This is a genomic window from Kitasatospora sp. NPDC023120 (assembly GCF_055560835.1).
On record NZ_JBVHHY010000014.1, the window covers coordinates 167,309 to 187,043 of the forward strand.

16 protein-coding genes are annotated in these 19,735 nt (G+C 73.0%); 6 read left to right on the plus strand and 10 right to left on the minus strand.

Annotation, left to right across the window (positions count from 1 at the left end):
- Positions 1 to 60: 60 nt before the first annotated feature.
- The 3 genes from ACZ3TI_RS21995 to ACZ3TI_RS22005 all read right to left on the minus strand — a co-directional run bounded on the left by ACZ3TI_RS21995 (position 61) and on the right by ACZ3TI_RS22005 (position 5,097).
- Positions 61 to 2,583: a SpoIIE family protein phosphatase gene (locus ACZ3TI_RS21995; protein WP_465728618.1), complete on the minus strand. Its 2,523-nt coding sequence runs from the start codon at positions 2,581 to 2,583 to the stop codon at positions 61 to 63.
- Between the two features lie 148 nt (positions 2,584 to 2,731).
- Entirely contained in the window at positions 2,732 to 3,352 is a 621-nt protein-coding gene (locus ACZ3TI_RS22000; protein WP_465728620.1) for a TetR/AcrR family transcriptional regulator, read from the minus strand.
- Between the two features lie 146 nt (positions 3,353 to 3,498).
- On the minus strand, positions 3,499 to 5,097 hold the full coding sequence (locus ACZ3TI_RS22005) for an AMP-binding protein (RefSeq protein ID WP_465728622.1): 1,599 nt from the start codon (positions 5,095 to 5,097) through the stop codon (positions 3,499 to 3,501).
- A 240-nt stretch (positions 5,098 to 5,337) separates the two neighbouring features.
- On the opposite strand from ACZ3TI_RS22005, the gene ACZ3TI_RS22010 reads away from it, so the two are divergent.
- Positions 5,338 to 5,982: a hypothetical protein gene (locus ACZ3TI_RS22010; RefSeq protein WP_465728624.1), complete on the plus strand. Its 645-nt coding sequence runs from the start codon at positions 5,338 to 5,340 to the stop codon at positions 5,980 to 5,982.
- Complete coding sequence (locus tag ACZ3TI_RS22015) at positions 5,969 to 6,667, plus strand: class F sortase (RefSeq protein ID WP_465728626.1); 699 nt, start codon at positions 5,969 to 5,971, stop codon at positions 6,665 to 6,667. Before ACZ3TI_RS22010 ends, ACZ3TI_RS22015 begins: the two co-directional genes overlap by 14 nt.
- 14 nt (positions 6,668 to 6,681) lie before the next feature.
- Here the strand turns inward: ACZ3TI_RS22015 and ACZ3TI_RS22020 are convergent, their stop codons facing one another.
- The 4 genes from ACZ3TI_RS22020 to ACZ3TI_RS22035 form a co-directional block, all read right to left on the minus strand.
- Positions 6,682 to 7,854: an acyl-CoA dehydrogenase family protein gene (locus tag ACZ3TI_RS22020; RefSeq protein ID WP_465728628.1), complete on the minus strand. Its 1,173-nt coding sequence runs from the start codon at positions 7,852 to 7,854 to the stop codon at positions 6,682 to 6,684.
- A gap of 31 nt (positions 7,855 to 7,885) precedes the next feature.
- A complete protein-coding gene (locus ACZ3TI_RS22025; protein WP_465728630.1) occupies positions 7,886 to 9,820 on the minus strand; it encodes an acetyl/propionyl/methylcrotonyl-CoA carboxylase subunit alpha in 1,935 nt (644 codons plus the stop codon).
- 104 nt (positions 9,821 to 9,924) lie between these two features.
- Positions 9,925 to 11,523, minus strand: coding sequence for an acyl-CoA carboxylase subunit beta (locus ACZ3TI_RS22030; RefSeq protein ID WP_465728632.1), 1,599 nt, complete (start codon positions 11,521 to 11,523; stop codon positions 9,925 to 9,927).
- Complete coding sequence (locus ACZ3TI_RS22035) at positions 11,520 to 13,223, minus strand: acyclic terpene utilization AtuA family protein (protein WP_465728634.1); 1,704 nt, start codon at positions 13,221 to 13,223, stop codon at positions 11,520 to 11,522. The genes ACZ3TI_RS22030 and ACZ3TI_RS22035 overlap by 4 nt, the downstream gene beginning before the upstream one ends.
- 473 nt (positions 13,224 to 13,696) lie before the next feature.
- Here ACZ3TI_RS22035 and ACZ3TI_RS22040 point away from each other — a divergent pair, with 473 nt between their 5' ends.
- The 3 genes from ACZ3TI_RS22040 to ACZ3TI_RS22050 are packed head-to-tail and all read left to right on the plus strand — an operon-like array spanning position 13,697 to position 15,726.
- Entirely contained in the window at positions 13,697 to 14,863 is a 1,167-nt protein-coding gene (locus tag ACZ3TI_RS22040; RefSeq protein ID WP_465728636.1) for a sensor histidine kinase, read from the plus strand.
- On the plus strand, positions 14,860 to 15,543 hold the full coding sequence (locus ACZ3TI_RS22045; protein ID WP_465728638.1) for a response regulator: 684 nt from the start codon (positions 14,860 to 14,862) through the stop codon (positions 15,541 to 15,543). Before ACZ3TI_RS22040 ends, ACZ3TI_RS22045 begins: the two co-directional genes overlap by 4 nt.
- A 6-nt stretch (positions 15,544 to 15,549) precedes the next feature.
- Positions 15,550 to 15,726 (plus strand): hypothetical protein, encoded by a 177-nt coding sequence (locus ACZ3TI_RS22050; RefSeq protein WP_465728640.1) that lies wholly within the window; start codon positions 15,550 to 15,552, stop codon positions 15,724 to 15,726.
- A gap of 28 nt (positions 15,727 to 15,754) precedes the next feature.
- Here ACZ3TI_RS22050 and ACZ3TI_RS22055 read toward each other — a convergent pair whose 3' ends face one another.
- Both ACZ3TI_RS22055 and ACZ3TI_RS22060 read right to left on the minus strand, forming a co-directional pair.
- The gene (locus ACZ3TI_RS22055) at positions 15,755 to 16,960 is read right to left on the minus strand and encodes an alpha/beta hydrolase family protein (protein WP_465728642.1); all 1,206 of its coding nucleotides are present in this window, start codon (positions 16,958 to 16,960) and stop codon (positions 15,755 to 15,757) included.
- Positions 16,961 to 17,312: 352 nt separating this feature from the next.
- Entirely contained in the window at positions 17,313 to 18,215 is a 903-nt protein-coding gene (locus tag ACZ3TI_RS22060) for a LysR family transcriptional regulator (RefSeq protein WP_465728644.1), read from the minus strand.
- A 188-nt stretch (positions 18,216 to 18,403) separates the two neighbouring features.
- Here ACZ3TI_RS22060 and ACZ3TI_RS22065 point away from each other — a divergent pair, with 188 nt between their 5' ends.
- A complete protein-coding gene (locus ACZ3TI_RS22065; protein ID WP_465728646.1) occupies positions 18,404 to 18,697 on the plus strand; it encodes a DUF1330 domain-containing protein in 294 nt (97 codons plus the stop codon).
- A 159-nt stretch (positions 18,698 to 18,856) separates the two neighbouring features.
- Here ACZ3TI_RS22065 and ACZ3TI_RS22070 read toward each other — a convergent pair whose 3' ends face one another.
- A complete protein-coding gene (locus ACZ3TI_RS22070) occupies positions 18,857 to 19,708 on the minus strand; it encodes a LysR family transcriptional regulator (protein ID WP_465728648.1) in 852 nt (283 codons plus the stop codon).
- Positions 19,709 to 19,735: the final 27 nt, after the last annotated feature.

The following is a 19,735-nucleotide window of genomic DNA, read 5'->3' on the forward strand; positions in this document are numbered from 1 at the left end:
GTTCTCCTGGCGAGAACGGCCGTTCCCGCGCCACCACCGCGCGGGTGTCCTCGGGGACGGCTAGTTCACCCCGAAGGGCAGTTCCAGCTCCGCCCAGACGACCTTGCCGTCCCGGGTGAGCCGGCTGCCCCAGCGCTGGGCCAGCTCGCTGACCAGGAACATCCCGCGCCCGCCCTCGTCCTGCTCGGCGAAGGGGCGCAGCTGCGGGGTCTGCCCGCCGGCGTCGGAGACCTCGACGGTGAGCACCCGGTCGCGGAACAGTCTCAGCCGGCGCGGGGCGTCGGCGTGCAGCAGGGCGTTCGTCACCAGCTCGCTGACCAGCAGCTCGGCGTAGTCGGTGAGCGCGGACAGGCCCCAGGCCTCCAGGGTGGTGCGGGTGAAGCGGCGGGCCTTGCCGGGCAGGCGGCCGCCGCCGCTGAGCGGGAGGGTGGCGATCCGGTCGGCGGGCAGCGGCAGCACCCGCGCCATGATCATCGCGATGTCGTCCTCGGTGCCGTCGGTGACCAGGGCCGCGAGCACGGCGTCGCAGCTCTCCTCCAGGGTCCGGCCGGGCCCGGAGAGGGTGCGGGCGAGCAGGTCGATCCCGTCGTCCAGGTCCTGGCCGCGCCGCTCCACCAGGCCGTCGGTGTAGAGCGCGACCATGCCGCCCTCGGGGATGGTGAACTCGATCGACTCGAAGGCCACCCCGCCGACGCCCAGCGGCACGCCGGGCGGCACCTCGACCTTCTCGGCGGTGCCGTCGGGGGAGACCCGGACCGGTGGCAGGTGCCCGGCCGCGGCGACCTGGACGGTGCGCTCCAGCGGGTCGTAGACCGCGCAGATGCAGGTGGCGAACTGGCCCTCGCCGATTCCGGAGGCGGTCTCGTCCAGCCGGGTGAGGACCTGCTCGGGCGGCATGTCGAGGGTGGCGAGGGTCCGGGCGACGGTGCGCAGCTGCCCCATCGTGGCGGCGGCCCGGATGCCGTGGCCCATCACGTCGCCGACCACCAGGGCGACCCGTCCGCAGGACAGCGGGACCACGTCGAACCAGTCGCCGCCGACCTCGCTGACCACGCTGCTGGGCAGGTAGCGGTAGGCGATCTCCAGGCCGAGGGTGCGGTGCACCTCCTGCGGCAGCAGGCTGCGCTGCAGGGTGAGGGCGGTCTCGCGCTCGCGGCGGTAGAGCCGGGCGTTGTCCAGCGCGAGCGCGGTGCGCGCGACCAGCTCCTCGGCGAGGGCGACGTCGGCGGCGGTGAAGGGCTCGGGGTTGCGCATCCGGATGAACTCGGAGCCGCCGAGGACCATGCCCCGGGCGGTGATCGGCACCATCAGGTACGAGTGGATGCCCGCCGCCATGCCGGGGGCCACCCGGTCGTCGCTGGAGACCAGCCCGCGCAGCACTTCCTCGTCCACCTGGGCCCGCAGCAGGGGCTTCCCGCTGCGCAGGCACTGGGTGTAGCTGCGGTCGGGGGCGTACTCGGAGGTCTCGCCGACGACGTCGACGGCGCTCGCGAGGCCGGTCTCGTAGGACTCGCCGACGGCGACGGCGCGCAGGGTGACGGCCCGGTCGGAGGGGATCGGGGTGGGCTCGGCGCCGCGCAGCACCGGCTCCAGCAGGTCGACGGTGGCGAAGTCGGCGAACCGGGGGACGACGGCCTCGATCAGCTCCTCAGCGGTGCGCTGGAGGTCGAGGGTGGTGCCGATCCGCGCGGTGGCCTCGGCGATGGTGGCGAGCCGCTCCTGGGCCCGGGCGGCGCGGGCCTCGGCCTGGAAGCGCTCGGTGACGTCGATGATCGAGGAACAGACGCCGAAGACCCGGCCGGTGGAGTCCTCCAGGCGGAAGTAGGAGGCGGACCAGGCGCGGTCCCGCTTGGGGTCGCCGGGGACGCGGCCGTGCGAGCGGGCGTCCACCACGGGCTTACCGGTCTTCAGCACCTGCCGCATGGTCTGCTCGATCTCGGCGGTGTTGATGCCGGGCAGCACGGCCGATATCCGGCGGCCGAGGTGGGCGGCGACCGGCACGCCGTTCATCCGGGCGAGCGCCTCGTTGATCCGGACGAAGCGCAGGTCGGTGTCGTAGACGGCCATGCCGATCGGGGAGCCGCCGAAGATGCCGTCCAGCACCGCGAGGTCGGCTTCGACGGCGTGCAGGGCGCGGGTGTCGGAGGCCGTGGCGAGGAGCAGCAGGGTGCCGCCCGGGCCGGCGATGGGGTAGGTGCGGAACTCGAGGTCGATCTTGTGGCCGTCGCGGTGGCGGACCGGGAAGACGCCGGACCAGCCGGTGCCGCTCATGATCCGTTCGAAGAGGGCCAGCACCTCGGCGCGGTCGCCGCCGTCGGTGAGCAGCTGGGCGGCGTAGCTGCCGACGGCTTCGTCGGTGGTGTAGCCGAGCAGGGCCTCGGCGTCCTCGCTCCAGTGCAGGATCAGGCCGTCGTCCTGGAGCAGGGCCGTCGCGAGCGGGACGACCCGGTGGCCTTCGGGGCGGGCGCCTCCGGGGCGTATGCCCTCGGGACGGGTGCCCTCGGGAGGTATGCCCTCGGGACGTGCCGGAGTGCCGCCCGGTGCCGGGTCGGCGGCGGTGGCGTCCCACTCGTGTCCGTGCATGATCAGGCAGCACCCCGGTTCGGCTCGTGCCCGGCCGGGTCGGCCTCTCGGTCCGTGCCGGCCGGGGTTCTTCTCCAGACTGCACGGACATCGGCCGCCCGGCGACCCCTTGGTCAGGGGTTGTCCGGCCGCTCCTGGTGTACGGGCGTCATGGGCGTACCGGGCGCAGCGTACCCTCAAGAACGCCCGCCCACTGCCGGATCACTCCGGATCGTCGGAGGCTGTCGTCGGTGAGCAGGTTGGCCAGGCCCAGCCCGCGGGCGAGGTCCAGCGTGGCCTGCACGGATTCGCGCACGCCGGGGCGGGTTTCGTCGGCGTCGAGGAACTCCACGGCGGCCCGGTGGGCCTCGCGACCGACCCGGCCCTCGAGGGCGATGATCCGCTCGCGCAGCGCCTGCTCGGTGGCGGCGGCCGTCCACAGGTGCAGGGCGGCGCGGAACAGCGGTCCGGTGTAGAGGCGGACGATCATGTCGACCACCGCGCGGGTCCGGTCGGGGCCGGCGGCGGGCAGCTCGTCCGCGTGGGCGCGGACGGCTGTCAGCCGCTCGGCGGTGACGTGCTCGACGGCCGCGGTGAAGAGGTCCTCGCGGGTCGGGAAGTGGTGCTGGGCGGCGCCCCGGGAGACGCCGGCCCGCTCGGCGACGACCGTGACGGTGGAGCCGTGCCAGCCGAGTTCGGCGAGGCAGTCCACGGCCGCCGCGAGCAGCCGGGCCCTGGTCGCGCGGCTGCGGTCCTGCTGGGGGGTGCGGGCGGCGGCGTGGCTGGTCATGGCTGCGGGCGGCTCCTGTTCCGGTGGGGGCGCGGCGGGTCGATCCTCACAGACGGCTGCCGGTCTCCGCCCGCCGGGTCCCGGTGCGGCCCGGTCCGGTGCGGCCCGGTCCGGTGCGGCGGCAGCTCCGATGGACGGCAGCGGGCTCAGCCGACGGCGGCGCGCGCGGCCTCGCGGGCGCGCAGTTCGCGGCGGAGGATCTTGCCGGCCGCGGACTTGGGCACGGCGTCCACGAACTCCACCACGCGGACCTTCTTGTACGGGGCGACCAGCCCGGCGACGTACCCGGTGACCTCCTCGGCGGTCAGGTCGCTGCCCGGGGCGCGGACCACGAAGGCCTTGGGGCACTCGGTGCCCTCGGCGTCCACGACGCCGATCACCGCGGCGTCGGTGATCTGCGGGTGGCCGAGCAATACGGCCTCCAGCTCGGCGGGGGCGACCTGGTAGCCCTTGTACTTGATCAGCTCCTTGACCCGGTCGACGATGTACAGGTAGCCGCGCTCGTCCACGTAGCCGACGTCGCCGGTGTGCAGCCAGCCCTCGGCGTCGATCACCGCGGCGGTCTCGCAGGGGCGGCCGAGGTAGCCCTTCATCACCTGGGGGCCGCGGACCAGCAGTTCCCCCCGCTGCCCGGCGCCGAGGTCGCCGTCGGAGCCGTCCAGGGCGGCGATCCGCAGTTCGGTGGACGGGACCATTCGGCCGACCGAGCCGCGCGAGGGGTCGCCCTCCCGGGGGGAGACCACATGGGTGACCGGGGAGAGCTCGGTCATGCCGTAGCCCTGCAGCAGGTGCGACAGGCCGAGGCGCCGGGCGCAGGCGTCGGCGAGCTCGCGGTCCAGCGGGGCGGCCGCGCACAGCAGGTACTCGACGGAGGACAGGTCGAAGCGCTCCACGACCGGGTGCTTGGCCAGGGCGAGGGCGATCGGCGGCGCCACCACCAGGGCCTGCACCCGGTGCTCCTGGACGGCGCGGCAGAACTGCTCCAGCTCGAAGCGGGGCAGCACGACCACAGTCGCGCCGCAGCGCAGCGGCTGGTTGAGCAGGGCGGCGAGGCCGTAGATGTGGAAGAACGGCAGGACGGCGAGCACCCGCTCGCCCTCGGCGGGGCGGTAGAGGGCGTCGCACTGGGCGAGGTTGGTGGCGATCGAGCGGTGGGTGAGCATGACGCCCTTGGGCAGGCCGGTGGTGCCGCTGGAGTACGGCAGCACGGCGACGTCCTCGCCCGGGTCGATGGCGACCTCGGGGGCGGGGCCGGGCACGGCCAGCAGGTCGGCGAGCGAGCGGTGGCCGTCGGCGCCGTCCAGGACGACGATCTCGGTCAGCCGCCGGCCCTGCTCGGCGAGCAGCTCGGCGGCGGTACGGGCGGTGGGCAGGAACGGGGAGACGGTGACCAGCCAGCGGGCGCCGCTGTCGCGCAGCTGGCCGGCCAGTTCGGCGGGCGTGGCCAGCGAGGACACCGTGGTCACGGTGGCGCCGGCCCGGGTGGCGCCGTAGAACGCCATCGGGTAGGCGGTCGAGTTGGGGCTGAAGAGGGCGAGTACGTCGCCCCGGCGCAGGCCTGACGCGGCGAGTGCGGCGGCGAGCCGTTCGACGGCGTCGGCGAGCTGCGCGTAGCTGACGCACTCCCCGGTGAGGCCGTCGATCAGGGCCGGCCGGTCGCCGTAGCGGGCCGTGGCGCCGAGGACCGCGTCATGGATCGGCAGGTCGACCACGGGGACGTCCGGGAACTCGCTTCGGAACACCAAGGTAAGCCTCCAGTAAGGAAGTTGACGCGGCAACAAAACCTGCGAGGGCGCGTTCAGGAGCATACGGACAGCCAGGGGGGAGGCTGGGCCATTGTGGGGAACCGGGGGTGGAGCACGCGTGGCACATTTGCTCCGGGGGGCGCCCGCCCGGACGGTGTTGCACCACGGCCGCCCTTGCCCAGGAGCGGCCCCCCAACCCTGGAGCACCCCACCGTGAGCACCGTCTCCCATTCCACTTCCATGCCCCCTGCCCGCCGGCTGCTCGCCGCCGCCGGCGCCGCCCTCGCGCTCACCCTCGGCGCGGCCCCCGCTGCGTTCGCCGCGCCGGGCGACAACGGCGACGTCAAGATCCACAGCGACACCACCCCGGTGGCCGACACCCGCGACGATTCCAAGGTCTGCACCTTCTACCTGGACGCCTTCGACTTCGACACCGTCCAGCTGGTGAGCTGGACGATCTCGCAGCAGCCGCCGACCGGCACCGCGCTGGTGCTGGCCGACTCCATCGCGCTGACCAACGGCACCGGCCACACCCAGACGTACAGCCTTCCGGACGGGCACTACAAGCTCGAGTGGACGTTCGTGGGCGACAACGGCAACGCGAAGCAGAAGGTCTTCGACGTCGTCTGCGCCACCTCCTCGCCCTCCCCGACCAACTCGCCCTCGCCCACCGGCTCCCCCAGCCACTCGTACAGCCACTCCCCCGGCGGCTACCCGAGCCACTCGCCCAAGCCCGGCCCGCACGGCGGGGTCGGCACCGGTGGCGGCGGCACCTCCGGGACCGACGCCGCCGAGGTGATCGGCGGTGTCGCCCTGGTCGTCGGCGCGGGCGGGCTGGGCATCCGCGCGATGCGCCGCCGTCCCGGGCACAATGCCGAATCCTGACCGTCCGCACCGAGCGCCGCGCGGCGTCTCCGACCCCTGGCGGGCCGGGGTCGCCGCGCTGGTGCTCGCGGCGTGCGGCGTCTGGGTGGTCCACCACGGCACCACCGGCCGTACCGGACCACCGCTGCCGCCCGCGTCCTCGGGGCCCGCCCCCTCGGCCGCCGCCACGCCGTCGCCCGCGCCGGTCGCCACGGCGCCCCCGGTGCCCGCCGCACCGCCGCTGCCGGCCTCGGTGCCGACCAGGATCCGGATCCCGGCGATCAAGGTCGACGCCCCGGTCACCGGCCTCGGGCTGACCGCCGAGCGACAGCTCGCCACCCCGCCGATGGCGCAGCGCAACCTCACCGGCTGGTACCGCGACGGCGCCGCGCCCGGGGCCGCCGGGAACGCGCTCGTCGTCGGACACGCGGACAACCGCAGCGGGCCGGCAGTCTTCTACCGGCTCGGACTGCTGCGCCCGGGCGACACCGTCGAGGTGGTCCGCAAGGACCGGCACACCGCCGTGTTCACCATCGACTCCGTCCAGGTCTTCCCGAAGAAGGACTTCCCGGACGCCCTGGTGTACGGCGGCGGCAGCGCCGACCGCGCGGAGCTGCGGCTGATCACCTGCGGCGGCAGGTTCGACCCGAAGACCGGGTACGAGGCCAACACCGTGGTGTTCGCCCACCTGTCCTCGTCCAGGTGACGGCCCGGCCCGGCTCAGTACGACTTCGGCAGGCCGAGGGTGTGCTGGGCGACGTAGTTGAGCACCATCTCGCGGCTGACCGGGGCGACCCGGCCGACCCGGGTGGCCGCCAGCAGCGCGCCCAGCCCGTACTCCTGGGTGAGGCCGTTGCCACCGAGGGTCTGCACCGCCTGGTCGACGGTACGGGCGGCGGCCTCCCCGGCGGCGTACTTGGCCATGTTGGCGGCCTCCCCTGCGGCGAGGTCCTCGCCCGCGTCGTAGAGCAGCCCGGCCTTCTGGGTCATCAGCCGGGCCAGCTCGATCTCCACCGCGCACTGGGCGAGCGGGTGGGCCAGGCCCTGGTGGGCGCCGATCGGGGTGGACCAGACGGTGCGGGTCTTCGCGTACTCGACGGCCTTGCCGAGGGCCTGGCGGGCCAGGCCGAGCGAGAACGCGGCGGTGAGGATGCGCTCGGGGTTGAGCCCGGCGAACAGCTGCAGCAGGCCCGCGTTCTCGTCGCCGACCAGGGCCTCGGCGGGCAGCCGGACGTCGTCCAGGAAGACCTGGAACTGCTTCTCGGGGGCGACGAGCTCCATCGGGATCGCCCGGTACTCGAAGCCGGGGGTGTCGCGCGGGACGACGAACAGGCAGGGCTTGAGCTTGCCGGTGCGCGCGTCCTCGGTGCGGGCCACGAACAGGACGGCGTCGGAGTGGTCGATGCCGGAGACGAACACCTTGCGCCCGGTGAGCAGCCAGTCCTCGCCGTCGCGGCGGGCGACGGTGGAGATCCGGTGCGAGTTGGAGCCGGCGTCCGGCTCGGTGATGCCGAAGGCCATCTTGCGGCTGCCGTCGGCGAGCCCGGGCAGCCAGTGCTGCTTCTGCTCCTCGGTGCCGTAGCGGGCGATCACCGTGCCGCAGATCGCCGGGGAGACGATGAGCAGCAGCAACGGGCAGCCGGCGGTGCCGAGTTCCTCCAGGACGATGGCGAGGTCGGTGATGCCGCCGCCCCCGCCGCCGTACTCGACGGGCAGGTTGACGCCGAGGTAGCCGGCCTTGCCGGCCTCCGCCCAGAGTTCGTCGGCGGGTTCGCCGGCCCGGGCCTTGGCGAGGTAGTAGGCGGAGCCGTAGCGGCGGCCGAGGTCGCCGACGGCCTGGCGCAGGGCCCGGCGTTCGGGGGTTTCGAGGAGCTGACTGCCGATGGCGGACATGCGGGTCCTTCCTCAGGGCTCTCGGGGGGGGTTACTGCGGGGACTTGACGACGGCCAGCAGCGTGCCGAGTTCGACCTGCTGCCCCGGGGTGGCGAGGAGTTCGACGAGGACGCCGTCGGCGGGGGCGGTGACGCGGTGCTCCATCTTCATCGCCTCCAGCACGAGCAGCGGCTCTCCGGCGGTGACGGCGTCGCCGACGGCGGCGGTGGTGCGCAGCACCGTGCCGGGCATCGGGGCGAGCAGGGCGCCGGGGTCGGTGCGGACGGCGGGGTCGGGGAAGCGTGGCAGGGCGGTGAGCGCGGTACTGCCCGCGGGGGTGTCGACGTACACCCGGTCGCCGTACCGGGCGACGCGGTAGGGGCGTTGCACCTCGCCCTCCCGCAGGACGACCGACTCCGGTGTGGCGCTCACGAGTTCGACGTCCGGGTGGTCCTCGGCCCGCAGACCGGTGCGGGTGAGGCGGTAGCGGACCTCGAACTCGGTGCCGTCGTCCGCCCGGTAGCGCTTGAGCTGCGGTTGCGAGGGCAGGTTGCGCCAGCCGGACGGGAGCGCGGTGCGGCGGGCAGCGGCGTCGGCGAGGGCGGCGGCCAGGGCGGCGCGTCCGGCGCCCTCGGCGTCCGGCGCGGTGAGCTCGGCGCCGTGCTCGACCAGGAAGCCGGTGTGCAGGCGCTCGGCCAGGAAGGCCGGGTGCCGCAGCGAGCGAACCAGCAACTCCCGGTTGGTGGCGGGTCCGTGGATCCGGGCGCGGGCCAGCGCGTCGGCCAGCCGGCGGGCGGCAGCCGCGCGGGTCGGCGCCCAGGCGATCACCTTGGCGAGCATCGCGTCGTAGTGCGGGGTGATCACGCTGCCGACCTCAACCCCGGAGTCCAGCCGCAGGCCGCGCCCGGTGAACTCCTCGTGCGCAACGGTGAGTTCGAGGCTGCGCAGGGTGCCGGTGGCGGGCTGCCAGTCCTTGGCCGGGTCCTCGGCGTACAGCCGGGCCTCGATCGCGTGGCCGCGCGTCGCGGGAGGCTCCGGCGGCAGCTCCACCCCTTCGGCGACGGCGAGTTGGAGCGCCACCAGGTCCAGGCCGGTGACCGCCTCGGTGACCGGGTGCTCGACCTGGAGGCGGGTGTTCATCTCCAGGAAGAAGAACCGGCCGTCCTCGGCGAGCAGGAACTCGGCGGTGCCGGCTCCGACGTAGCCGATCGCCCGGGCAGCGCTCACGGCGGCGGCGTGCAGGTCGGCGCGGACGCCCGCCGGGAGGCCGGGCGCCGGGGCCTCCTCGACCACCTTCTGGTGCCGCCGCTGCAGCGAGCAGTCGCGGTCGCCGACCGCCCACACCGTGCCGTACACGTCGGCCAGCAACTGGACCTCGACGTGCCGCCCGGTGGGCAGGTAGCGCTCGCAGAACACCTCGTCGGGGCCGAAGGCCTTGGCCGCCTCGGCGCGGGCGGCGGCCAGCTCGCCGGGCAGGTCCGCCAGCCGGTGGACCACCCGCATACCCCGGCCTCCGCCGCCCGCCGCGGCCTTGACCAGCACCGGCAGATCGGCCTCGGTCGGCTCGGCGAGCGCGCCCAGGACGGGCACCCCGGCCTCGGCCATCAGGCGTTTGGCGGCGGTCTTGGAGCCCATCGCGGCGATCGCGGCGGGCGGCGGACCGATCCAGATCAGGCCTGCGTCCAGCACGGCCTGCGCGAACTCGGCGCTCTCGGAGAGGAATCCGTACCCGGGGTGGACGGCGTCGGCCCCCGCGGCCAGTGCGGCGCGGACGATCAGCTCGGCCCGCAGGTAGGTGTCGGCGGGCGCGGCCCCGGGCAGCCGGACGGCCGCGTCGGCCTCGCGTACGTGCGGGGCGCCGGCGTCCGGGTCGGAGTGGACGGCGGTGGTCGCGATGCCGAGCTCCCGGCAGGTGCGGAAGACCCGGCGGGCGATCTCGCCGCGGTTGGCGACCAGCAGGTTGCCGATCACGGTCTTGGAAGTCATCAGTGGCTCCATCGCAGGTGCTCGCTTACAGGGGATTCCCCCAGGGGGTCGCTCAGGGGCTCGCTCAGGTGCTCGCTCGGGGTGGCCCGCTCGGGGTGGCTCGCTCAGAGCCGGAAGACGCCGTAGCCCCGCGCGCCCTCGACCGGCGCGTTGTGGATCGCGGACAGGCACAGGCCGAGCACGGTGCGGGTGTCGCGCGGATCGATCACGCCGTCGTCGTAGAGCCGGCCGGACAGGAACACCGGCAGCGACTCGGCCTCGATCTGCTGCTCGACCATCGCCCGGATCGCCGCGTCCGCGTCCTCGTCGTAGGGCTGCCCCTTCGCCGCGGCCGACTGCCGGGCGACGATCGACAGCACCCCGGCGAGCTGCTGCGGGCCCATCACCGCGGACTTGGCGCTCGGCCAGGAGAACAGGAACCGCGGCTCGTAGGCCCGGCCGCACATGCCGTAGTGGCCGGCGCCGTAGGAGGCGCCCATCAGCACCGACAGGTGCGGGACGGTGGAGTTCGCCACGGCGTTGATCATCATCGCGCCGTGCTTGATGATGCCGCCCTGCTCGTAGTCCTTGCCGACCATGTAGCCGGTGGTGTTGTGCAGGAACAGCAGCGGGGTGTTCCGCTGGTTCGCCAACTGGATGAACTGGGCGGCCTTCTGGGACTCCTGGCTGAACAGGACGCCCTGGGCGTTGGCCAGGATGCCGACCGGGTAGCCGTGCAGCCGGGCCCAGCCGGTGCACAGGCTGGTGCCGTAGAGCGGTTTGAACTCGTCGAAGTCGGAGCCGTCGACCAGCCGGGCGATCACCTCGCGCGGGTCGAAGGGCACCTTGAGGTCGCCGGGGACGATGCCCAGCAGCTCCTCCTCGTCGTACTTCGGCGGCTCCGCGAGCGGGTCCGCCTCGGGGCCGGGCTTGCGGTGGTCGAGCCGGGCGACGATCCGGCGGGCCAGCCGCAGCGCGTCCGCCTCGTCCACCGCGAAGTGGTCGGCGAGGCCCGAGGTCCGGGCGTGCATCTCGGCGCCGCCGAGCGACTCGTCGTCCGCCTCCTCGCCGGTGGCCATCTTGACCAGCGGCGGGCCGCCGAGGAACACCTTGGCGCGCTCCTTGACCAGCACGGTGTGGTCGGACATGCCGGGGACGTACGCGCCGCCGGCCGTCGAGTTACCGAACACCACCGCCACGGTGGGGATTCCGGTGGCGGACAGCCGGGTGAGGTCGCGGAACAGCGCGCCGCCCGGGATGAAGATCTCCTTCTGGCTGGGCAGGTCCGCGCCGCCGGACTCCACCAGGTTCACCAGCGGGAGGCGGTTGTGCAGCGCGATCTCGTTCGCCCGCAGGGCCTTGCGCAGCGTCCAGGGGTTGCTGGCGCCGCCGCGCACGGTGGGGTCGTTGGCGGTGATCACGCACTCGACGCCCTCGATCACGCCGATGCCGGTGACCAGCGCGGCGCCGACCGGGTAGTCGCTGCCCCAGGCCGCGAGCGGGGACAGCTCCAGGAACGGCGAGTCCGGGTCGACCAGCAGCTCGATCCGCTCGCGGGCCGGCAGCTTGCCGCGCTTGCGGTGGCGCTCCAGGTACCTGGGGCCGCCGCCGGCCAGCGCCTTGGCGTGCTCGGCGTCCAGCTCGGCGAGCTTGGCGAGCATCGCGGCGCGGTGCTCGGCGTACTCGGGCCCGGCCGGGTCGACGCGGGTGGGCAGGACGGTCACAGCAGGGCCTCCGGGATGTCGAGGTGGCGGGAGCGCAGCCACTCCCCGAGGGCCTTGGCCTGCGGGTCGAAGCGGTGCCGGGCGGCAACGCCCTCGCCGAGCAGGCCGGTGAGGGTGAAATTGACCGCGCGCAGGTTCGGGAGCAGGTGCCGGGTGACGGGCAACTCCGCCGTCTCGGGCAGGAGTTTGCGCAGCCGGTCGACCGTGAGGGCGTGCGCGAGCCAGCGCCAGCCGTCCTCGGTGCGGGCCCAGACGCCGAGGTTGGCGTCGCCGCCCTTGTCGCCGCTGCGGGCGCCGGCCACCAGTCCGAGCGGGGCCCGGCGGGTGGGCCCGGCGGGCAGCGGTTCCGGCAACTTCTGTTCCGCATCGGCGGGTTGGGCGGTGAGCGGCGCGGGCGGGACGGCGATCCGGCGGCCGTCCGGCAGCACGGCGGTGTGCTCGACCGCCTTGGCGTCGACGTACCGGGCGGTGAACACCCCGTACGGCGTGCCCGGACCCGGCGGGGCGGTGAGGTGGAAGCCGGGGTACCCGGCCAGCCCCAACTCCACGGCAGCCTTGCCGAGTTCACGACCGACCTTGGCCGGGTCGGGGTCGCGGGCGGTCAGCCGGAGGAGGGCGGAGGCGCACTCCTCGGTCGGGGCGTCCGGGTGGTCGGTGCGGGCGAGCGTCCAGCGCAGCTCGGCGGGACGGGACTCGGGCGGCAGGGCCGCGGCGAACTGCCTCTGTACCAGGGCGGCTTTGGCCTCGATGTCCAGTCCGGTGAGGACGAACACCACCTCGTTGTGGTGGCCGCCGAGCGCGTTGAGGCCCACCTTCAGCGTGGCCGGCGGTGCCTCGCCCCGTACGCCGTCGATCCGGACCCGGTCCGGGCCCTCCTCGGTGAGGCGGACGGTGTCCAGCCGGGCGGTGACGTCCGGGCCGAGGTAGTGCGATCCGGCTGTCTCGTACAGGAGTTGGGCGGTGACGGTGCCGACGGTGACGGCGCCGCCGGTGCCCGGGTGCTTGGTGATCACGCTGGAGCCGTCGGCGTGCAGCTCGGCGATCGGGAAGCCGGGGTGCGTCACGTCGTGCTCGCGGAAGAACGCGTAGTTGCCGCCGGTCGCCTGGGCGCCGCACTCCAGCACGTGCCCGGCGACGACCGCGCCGGCGAGGGCGTCGAGGTCCTCCGGCGCCCAGCCGAACCGGGCGATCCCGGGCCCGACGACCAGCGCGGCGTCCGTCACCCGGCCGGTGACCACCACATCGGCGCCCTCCCGCAGACAGGTCGCGATGCCGAACGCACCGAGGTAGGCATTGGCGGCCAACAGGCCCTCGGGCAGACCGAGTTCCTCCCGGCGCGGCAATAGGTCGTCACCCTCGACGTGCGCGACGGCCGCCTCGACACCCAGGCGCCGGGCCAGTTCGCGCAGCTCATCGGCGAGCCGCGCCGGATTGAGGCCGCCCGCGTTCACCACGACCGTCACGCCGCGCTCGCGCGCCAGGCCGAGGCACTCCTCCATCTGCCGCAGGAAGGTCCGGGCGTACCCGCGCGACGGGTCGTTCAGCCGGTCCCGCGCCAGGATGAGCATGGTCAGCTCGGCCAGGTAGTCCCCGGTGAGCACGTCCAGCGGCCCACCGGTGAGCATCTCCCGCACCGCGGCGAACCGGTCCCCGTAGAACCCCGAGGCGTTGCCGATCCGCAGGACCGCTCGCTCGCGCACCAATGCCCCTCCCCTGACGCCGAGTTGGCGACGCTCCCACACGAGCACCGTCGGGCAGCAGCGTGGCACCGGCCGGAGAAAAAAGCAATCATGCCTGCTTGTTTTTCGGCATCCGGCTCCCGGCACGTCGGCAGGCTTCCTGTGACTGCGATCGATGGATTGGGAATGCGAGCTCAGGTTTGTGAGCGGCGGTCCGGACGTCGTCCAGCGACGCAGCCAGCCACCTGCCAGCCGGTCGGCGTCCTGGAGGCCCTGCCACAACCGTTCGAGCTGGACTTCGAGCATCGGGGCGGACGGTCGGAACGGACCATGATCCATCGCGTCGGCCGGCGGATGTACCTCTCCCTGGCCATCGGCCCGGGGGTGTACCCCGCGACCCCGCGTACATCCCCGGGGCGACGCGGCGAGCCGACGCCACTGAATACGATCTCCGTATGGAAGAGCTTCTCCAGCGTCTCTCGACATCGAAGCGCGTGACCTGGCTGACTGACCGGGCCGTGGTGCTGGCCACCACTGGCTTCTACGCGCTGATGCTCTGCTGGTCGATCGCTCAGGTTCGGGACCACGACGGCCTGTTCCGGTTTCCCGGCCTCGGGCCCTTCCAGATGATGGGTCTGTGTGTCGTGCTCGCCCTTCCGGTTCTCCTGATGCGCCGTCTGCCGGCGGCGGTCTTCGCGGTGATCCTGGGCGAATCGGTCCTCGGCGACATCTTCGGCGTGCGGCCCTGGATCGTGTTCGTCCTGCTCGTCGTCTTGGGCGGGCACCTCGCCGTCCGGCGGCCGAAGGCTGCCGCCGTCGGCTCCGTCGCGGCCGTCGCGGCCGCGTTCGTCGAGAACATCGACGTCTACCCCGGGGAGACCCTCGGCGACGCGGCCCAGTGGGCCGGGCAGTTCGCGTTGTGGTTCGCGGTCGCGTGGGTCTTCGGCGGGGTGTATCGCAAACGCCGTGAATACCTCGAAGCCCTCCACGAGCAGACCGCGGCCCGCGCCGTCATGGCCGAGCGGCTGCGGATCGCCCGTGAACTTCACGACAGCGTCGCGCACAGCATCGGGATCATCACGGTGCTGTCGGGAGCGGCGGCGCGGGTGGTGGAGACCAAGCCCGAGCAGACGCGGCAGGCGCTGACCGGCATCGAGACCACCAGCCGGGAGACGCTGCTCGGGCTGCAGCGCATGCTCGGGGCGCTCCGCCGCGCCGAGCCTGACGACGCCATGCCGCGGGCCGCTCCGCTGGCGCCGGCCGGCAGCCTGGCCGACGTCCCGCGGCTCGCCGAACGCACGGCCGACGCCGGGGTGCGGGTCCACGTGGCCTGGCGGGGCGAGCGGCGTCTGCTGCCGCCGGAGATCGAGCTGTCGGCGTTCCGGATCATCCAGGAGTCGGTGACGAACGTGGTGCGGCATTCCGGGGCGCGGGCGTGCCGGGTGGCGGTCGGTTACGAGCCGGAAGGGGTGACGATCGAGGTGGTGGACGACGGGGACGACGGTCTCGGCGGGCCGGGCCGTCCGAGGCACTCCGCGGCGGGCGGGAGCGGCTTCGGCCTGCTCGGCATGCGCGAGCGAGTGACGTTGCTGTCCGGCCAGTTCAGCGCCGGCTGGCGTCCGGAGGGCGGATTCCGGGTGACGGCGAGGCTCCCGGCATGAGCGTGCGGGTGCTGCTGGTCGACGACCAGCCGCTGATGCTGGTCGGGCTCGGGATCCTGATCGGCGACACCGACGACCTGGAGGTGGTCGGCGAGGCCGGCGACGGCCGCGAGGCGGTGCGCCTGGTACGTGAACTGCGGCCGGACGTCGTGGTGATGGACATCCGGATGCCGGGCATGGACGGGATCGAGGCGACCCGGCAGGCGACCGCCGAGCCGGACCCGCCCAAGGTGCTGGTGCTGACGACCTTCGACGACGACGAGTACGTCTACGGCGCACTGCGCGCCGGCGCCAGCGGATTCCTGCTCAAGAGCATGGCCCTGGACGCGATCCTGGACGCGATCCGCGTGGTGGCGGCCGGCGACGCGTTGATCGCGCCGAGCGTGACCCGACGGCTGATCGCGGACTTCGCCGGAACGTCCGGCCCCGCGGCCCCCGAACCGGACGCCGAGCCCGCCGCGGACTCGAGTCCCATCGCGGGGATCACCGACCGGGAGCGCGAGGTGCTGGCACTGGTCGGACAGGGACTGTCGAACGGTGAGATCGCCGAGCGGCTGGTGATCAGCGCGGCGACGGCGAAGACTCATGTCGCGCGTCTGTTCGCCAAGCTCGAGGCTCGGGACCGCGTCCACCTGGCGATCATCGCCTTCGAGTCCGGACTCGTGCCGCGTAGACGGTAGGGCAGGATGAGAAGGACGATCGCCGGCCACGACACCCTGGCCCGACGTCCACGACGCCGCGGCCAGTTCGCCTCCCGCGACGAACTGGCCGCGGCCATCGACACCTTCGTCTCGGCCTACGACGAACACGACGTCAAGCCCTACCGCCGGACCTACGACGGCAGCCCACTCAAAGCCGCATGAACCCCCGAAGGATCAACGCGGCGCTGCACTAGGACTGGAAGGCTACTTCCGGATTGTTCGGCGAGGGGCCGTCCAGCAGCGGACTGTGGATCCCCTTCAGCGTCTGGTCGAAGAACGCCGTCACGTACTCACGCGTGATCACGATTCCACGTTCGGGGTCGAGGGGCGGCACCGGGAACCCGGCCTGCTCCTCGAGCAGGTCCACGTCGATGAAGCTGGCGTGGTTGGCGCCGGTGACCGCCAGCCACTTCTTGTAGCCGCCGAGGGCGGCCCAGGCCTGCCCCCAGTTGTCGCCACCGCCGGCCGAGTGGACGTCGGCCCTGCCCAGCATGAGGAACGGCCGGTTGATCTGGCCGGGCAACGGGGCCGGGAAGAAGGAGCCGTCCATGTTCACCCCGGCCCGTACTCGCGGGTCGGCGATCATCGTGGCGGCGGCTGACGCTCCGCCGATGGAGTGTCCGGCCATGCCGATCTCGTGCTTGTCGATGAGGTGTGCCAGGGGCCACGCGCTATTGCCGTGCGTCAACTGGTCGATCAGGAAGGACACGTCCAGCGCGCGGCTGGCGGCGACGGAGTCGAAGTCGAACGTTTCCGGGTGATCGCAGATCGCGCACGGCGGCGTCTGGCCGTTCGCCAGCGTCTCGCCGCTGTCCTCGTAGGTGTGGCCGACGAGCGCGACGACGTAGCCGTGACTGGCCAGGTCGGTCGCGAGCGAGGTGAGCACCATGCGCTGGTCCCCGAACCCGGGTGAGAGGACCACCAGCGGATGCTTGCCCCTCTGCGGCCGCGCGCCGTCGAAGGCGTGAGTGGTGATGCTGGAAACGTTCTGCGGGGTGATGCCGGAGCTCGCCGGAATCTTCGCCTGCTGGATGTGTCCGGCTGCCTCGGCGAGGGTCATGTAGGGGGCCGGAGTCCCGGTCCCGGGGACGGCGGGGTAGACCATCGTGACGGTCAGTTGGCGGGGGCCGGACGACGGCACCCACGGGTCGAGGCGGCTCGTGTCGGTGAGGTGGATGATCTCCTCGCCGGCGGCGTAGGGGCCGGTCGGCGCGGGGAGGGCGCCTTGGAAGGACCGCGTGGGCGCGGTGGCCGGGGCCGGTGCGGTGTCGAACGTGTGCGTGGCCACCGGTGTGGCCGACGGTGCGGTCGTGGCGGCGAACCCGGCGCCGGTTCCGGTGACGAGGGCGGCGAGCGCCAGCGCCGCGACAGCGCTGATACGGCGATTGCGTTTCATGGGATCGACGCTAGGTTCCGCAGCTCCGTATCGAATCAGCCCATGGATGTAAACGCTCTGGTGTCGTTCGTAGCCCCCGTGAGGTACCGGAGTAATCCGCCGGGAGTATGTCGTGCGGCGCGGGGTTCCCTTCGCCGGCATCGTCGAGCGCCACCTTCGTCTTGGCCTACGACGAACTCGACGCCAAGCCCTACCGCTGGACCTACGACGGCAACCCACTCCAAGCCGCATGAACCGGGACGAACCGCAGACCCGCCCACCAACGACGACGTCCGGTCACAGCTTCCGTGATGTCCGTTCGCAGGTGATCTGGTGGATGCACTTGCTGAACTCTCGCTTGGCCTCTTGCGCGTCAGTCCGGCAGCCAGTGCAGCTCGTGCGCCAGGGTTTTGGCGACGGCACGGATGCGGCGGTGTAGCGGCGACTGCTCGCGCGGGAGGACCAGGTGGAACGTCAGGCTGGGCGCGTCCCGCAGCGGTCGCCAGGTGAGACCGGCCGGTTGTACCGTGGCTGCGGCTTCTCCGGCCGGGGCGAGGGTGACCCCGTCGCGCAGGTCGCGCTGGGACATGTCGAAAGCGACTGCGGGCGTGTGGAATCGGGGGCGCGGTCGGATGTCTCGGAACAGCGCGGACAGCTGATCGTGGATCACGGGGTTGGCCGCACGGTGCGGGAGTCGCAGCGGATACGCGGCCGCGTCGGCGATCTCGATCTCCGGGCGTTCGGCCAGCGGATGGTGCTGCGCCAGCTGGACCCCGATGCGCGCACGCCGCAGCAGGAACCGGCGCACGCCACGGCCCGGCTGTTCACCGCGGGTGATCCCGGCATCGATGCGGCCGTCGGCGACCGCGGGGGAGATCTCCGGTGTCGCCATCGGGACCGCGCCGACCTCGAGTCCGCTGTTGCCGCGAATCAGCCTGTCCACCAGAGCCGGTGCCGTCTCGGCCCCGGCGCTGAGGCTGTATCCGATGCGCAGCGTGCCCAGTTCACCGGCCGCCGCGCTCCGGGCGGCGGCCCATGCCCGATCCAGCGCCGCCAGCGCGGGCGGCGCGGACTCCGCCAAAGCCGCACCGGCCGGGGTCAGTACGACGCTGCGCGTGTTGCGGACCATCAGGGCCGCGCCGAGTTCCGACTCCAATCGGCGCATCCGGGCGCTGAGTGCGGGCTGTGCGATACCGATCCGTGCGGCCGCGCGGGTGAAGTTCAACTCCTGTGCCAGCACCAGGAAGTACTGCAGGCTCACCGTATCCGGCGCCACGTGCCCTCCGTGCCGATTGATAACGATTCGTTCTGAGCCTATCCCGTACCGGTCTTTCCCTCGACCGCACAGCAGGCCCTAGCGTGCGCATATGACGATCCGACTGACGGCAGTTCCTGTCGCCGGGATCGATCGATCCGAGTGTCCATTCGACGTCGGACATGTCCGGCCGAACGCAGGAGGTTTCCATGGCCAAGGGCTACTGGGCCAGTGTCTACCCCGCCCTTCCCGACCCGGAGACGCTGACTGCCTACAGCAAGCTGGCGGGTCCGGCGGTCCGGGCAGCGGGCGGGCGGACCCTGTCCCGTGACGGTCGAGTCGTCGCCCATGAGGCCGGAATCGCGCAACGCGTCGTTCTGATCGAGTTCGACAGCTTTGAACAGGCCGTCGCGGCCTACGAGAGCGAGGCATACCAGAAGGCGCTGGTGGCCCTCCCCGACGGCTTCGAGCGCGACTTCCGCATCATCGAAGGCATCGACTGACCGGCACCCGGCCGTCACTGGGCATCCGTCACCTGATACGCACACGGTGCTCAACGACGACTCACGAGCCGGTCGGATCGCCATGTCCACTGAGAACGGACATCTGCGACTGCCGCCGTTGGACGGCCACGGTCGGCGACAGCCGGCCACGTGGGGGAACTACCGGAGACGGGTCGCAGTCCGGACGAGGTCGGCGACGGCTCTGGACCGGCTGTGCGGCGGCCAGGCGATCACGGTGGTGACGTTCGGCGCGTCCAGCACGGGCACGGCGGCGAGGTCACCGGGCAGTTGGGCTCGGCACGACTCCGGTGAGACCGCGCAAGCCCGGCCGAGCGCGACGAGCTGCAACAACTGCGCGTGGTCGCGGACTTGCGGGCCGGGGCCGGGCGGGTAGGTGCCGTCGGGGTCGGGCCAGCGCGGCAGGGGCAGGCCGGGCAGCCCGGTGATGTCGGCCATGTGCACATGGGTCCGGACGGTGAGCGGATGCCCGGCCGGCAGGACCGCGACCTGGCCCTCCGTGCCGAGGTCTTCGGTGTGGAACCCGGCCGTCGAGTCGAACGGCCGGTGCAGCAGCGCCACATCGGCCCGGCCCTCGCGCAGAAGTCGTTCCTGCTCGGCCGGGCCGCACAGGAGGACGTCGACGGGGACCGCGCCGGGTTCGGCAGCGTACGCGTCCAGCAGTTCCGCCAGCAGTTCGCGGGACGCGCTGGCCTTCGTGACCAGGACCAGGCCGGGACGGCCGGCCGGGGGAAGGGCGGCGCGGCGGGTCCGGCGCTCGGCCGCGTCGACCGCGTCGAGGGCCGCCCGGCCCTCGGCCAGCAGCACCGAGCCGGCTTCGGTCAGCGTGACGGTACGGCTGGTCCGATCCAGCAGCGCTGCCCCGAGTCGGCGTTCGAGCTGCTGGATCGCCCGTGACAGCGGCGGCTGTGCGATCCCGAGCCGCTGCGCGGCGCGCCCGAAGTGCAACTCTTCGGCGACAGCGACGAAGTAGCGCAGTTCCCTGGTCTCCATCCGGCCACGGTACTCCGGATCAATACC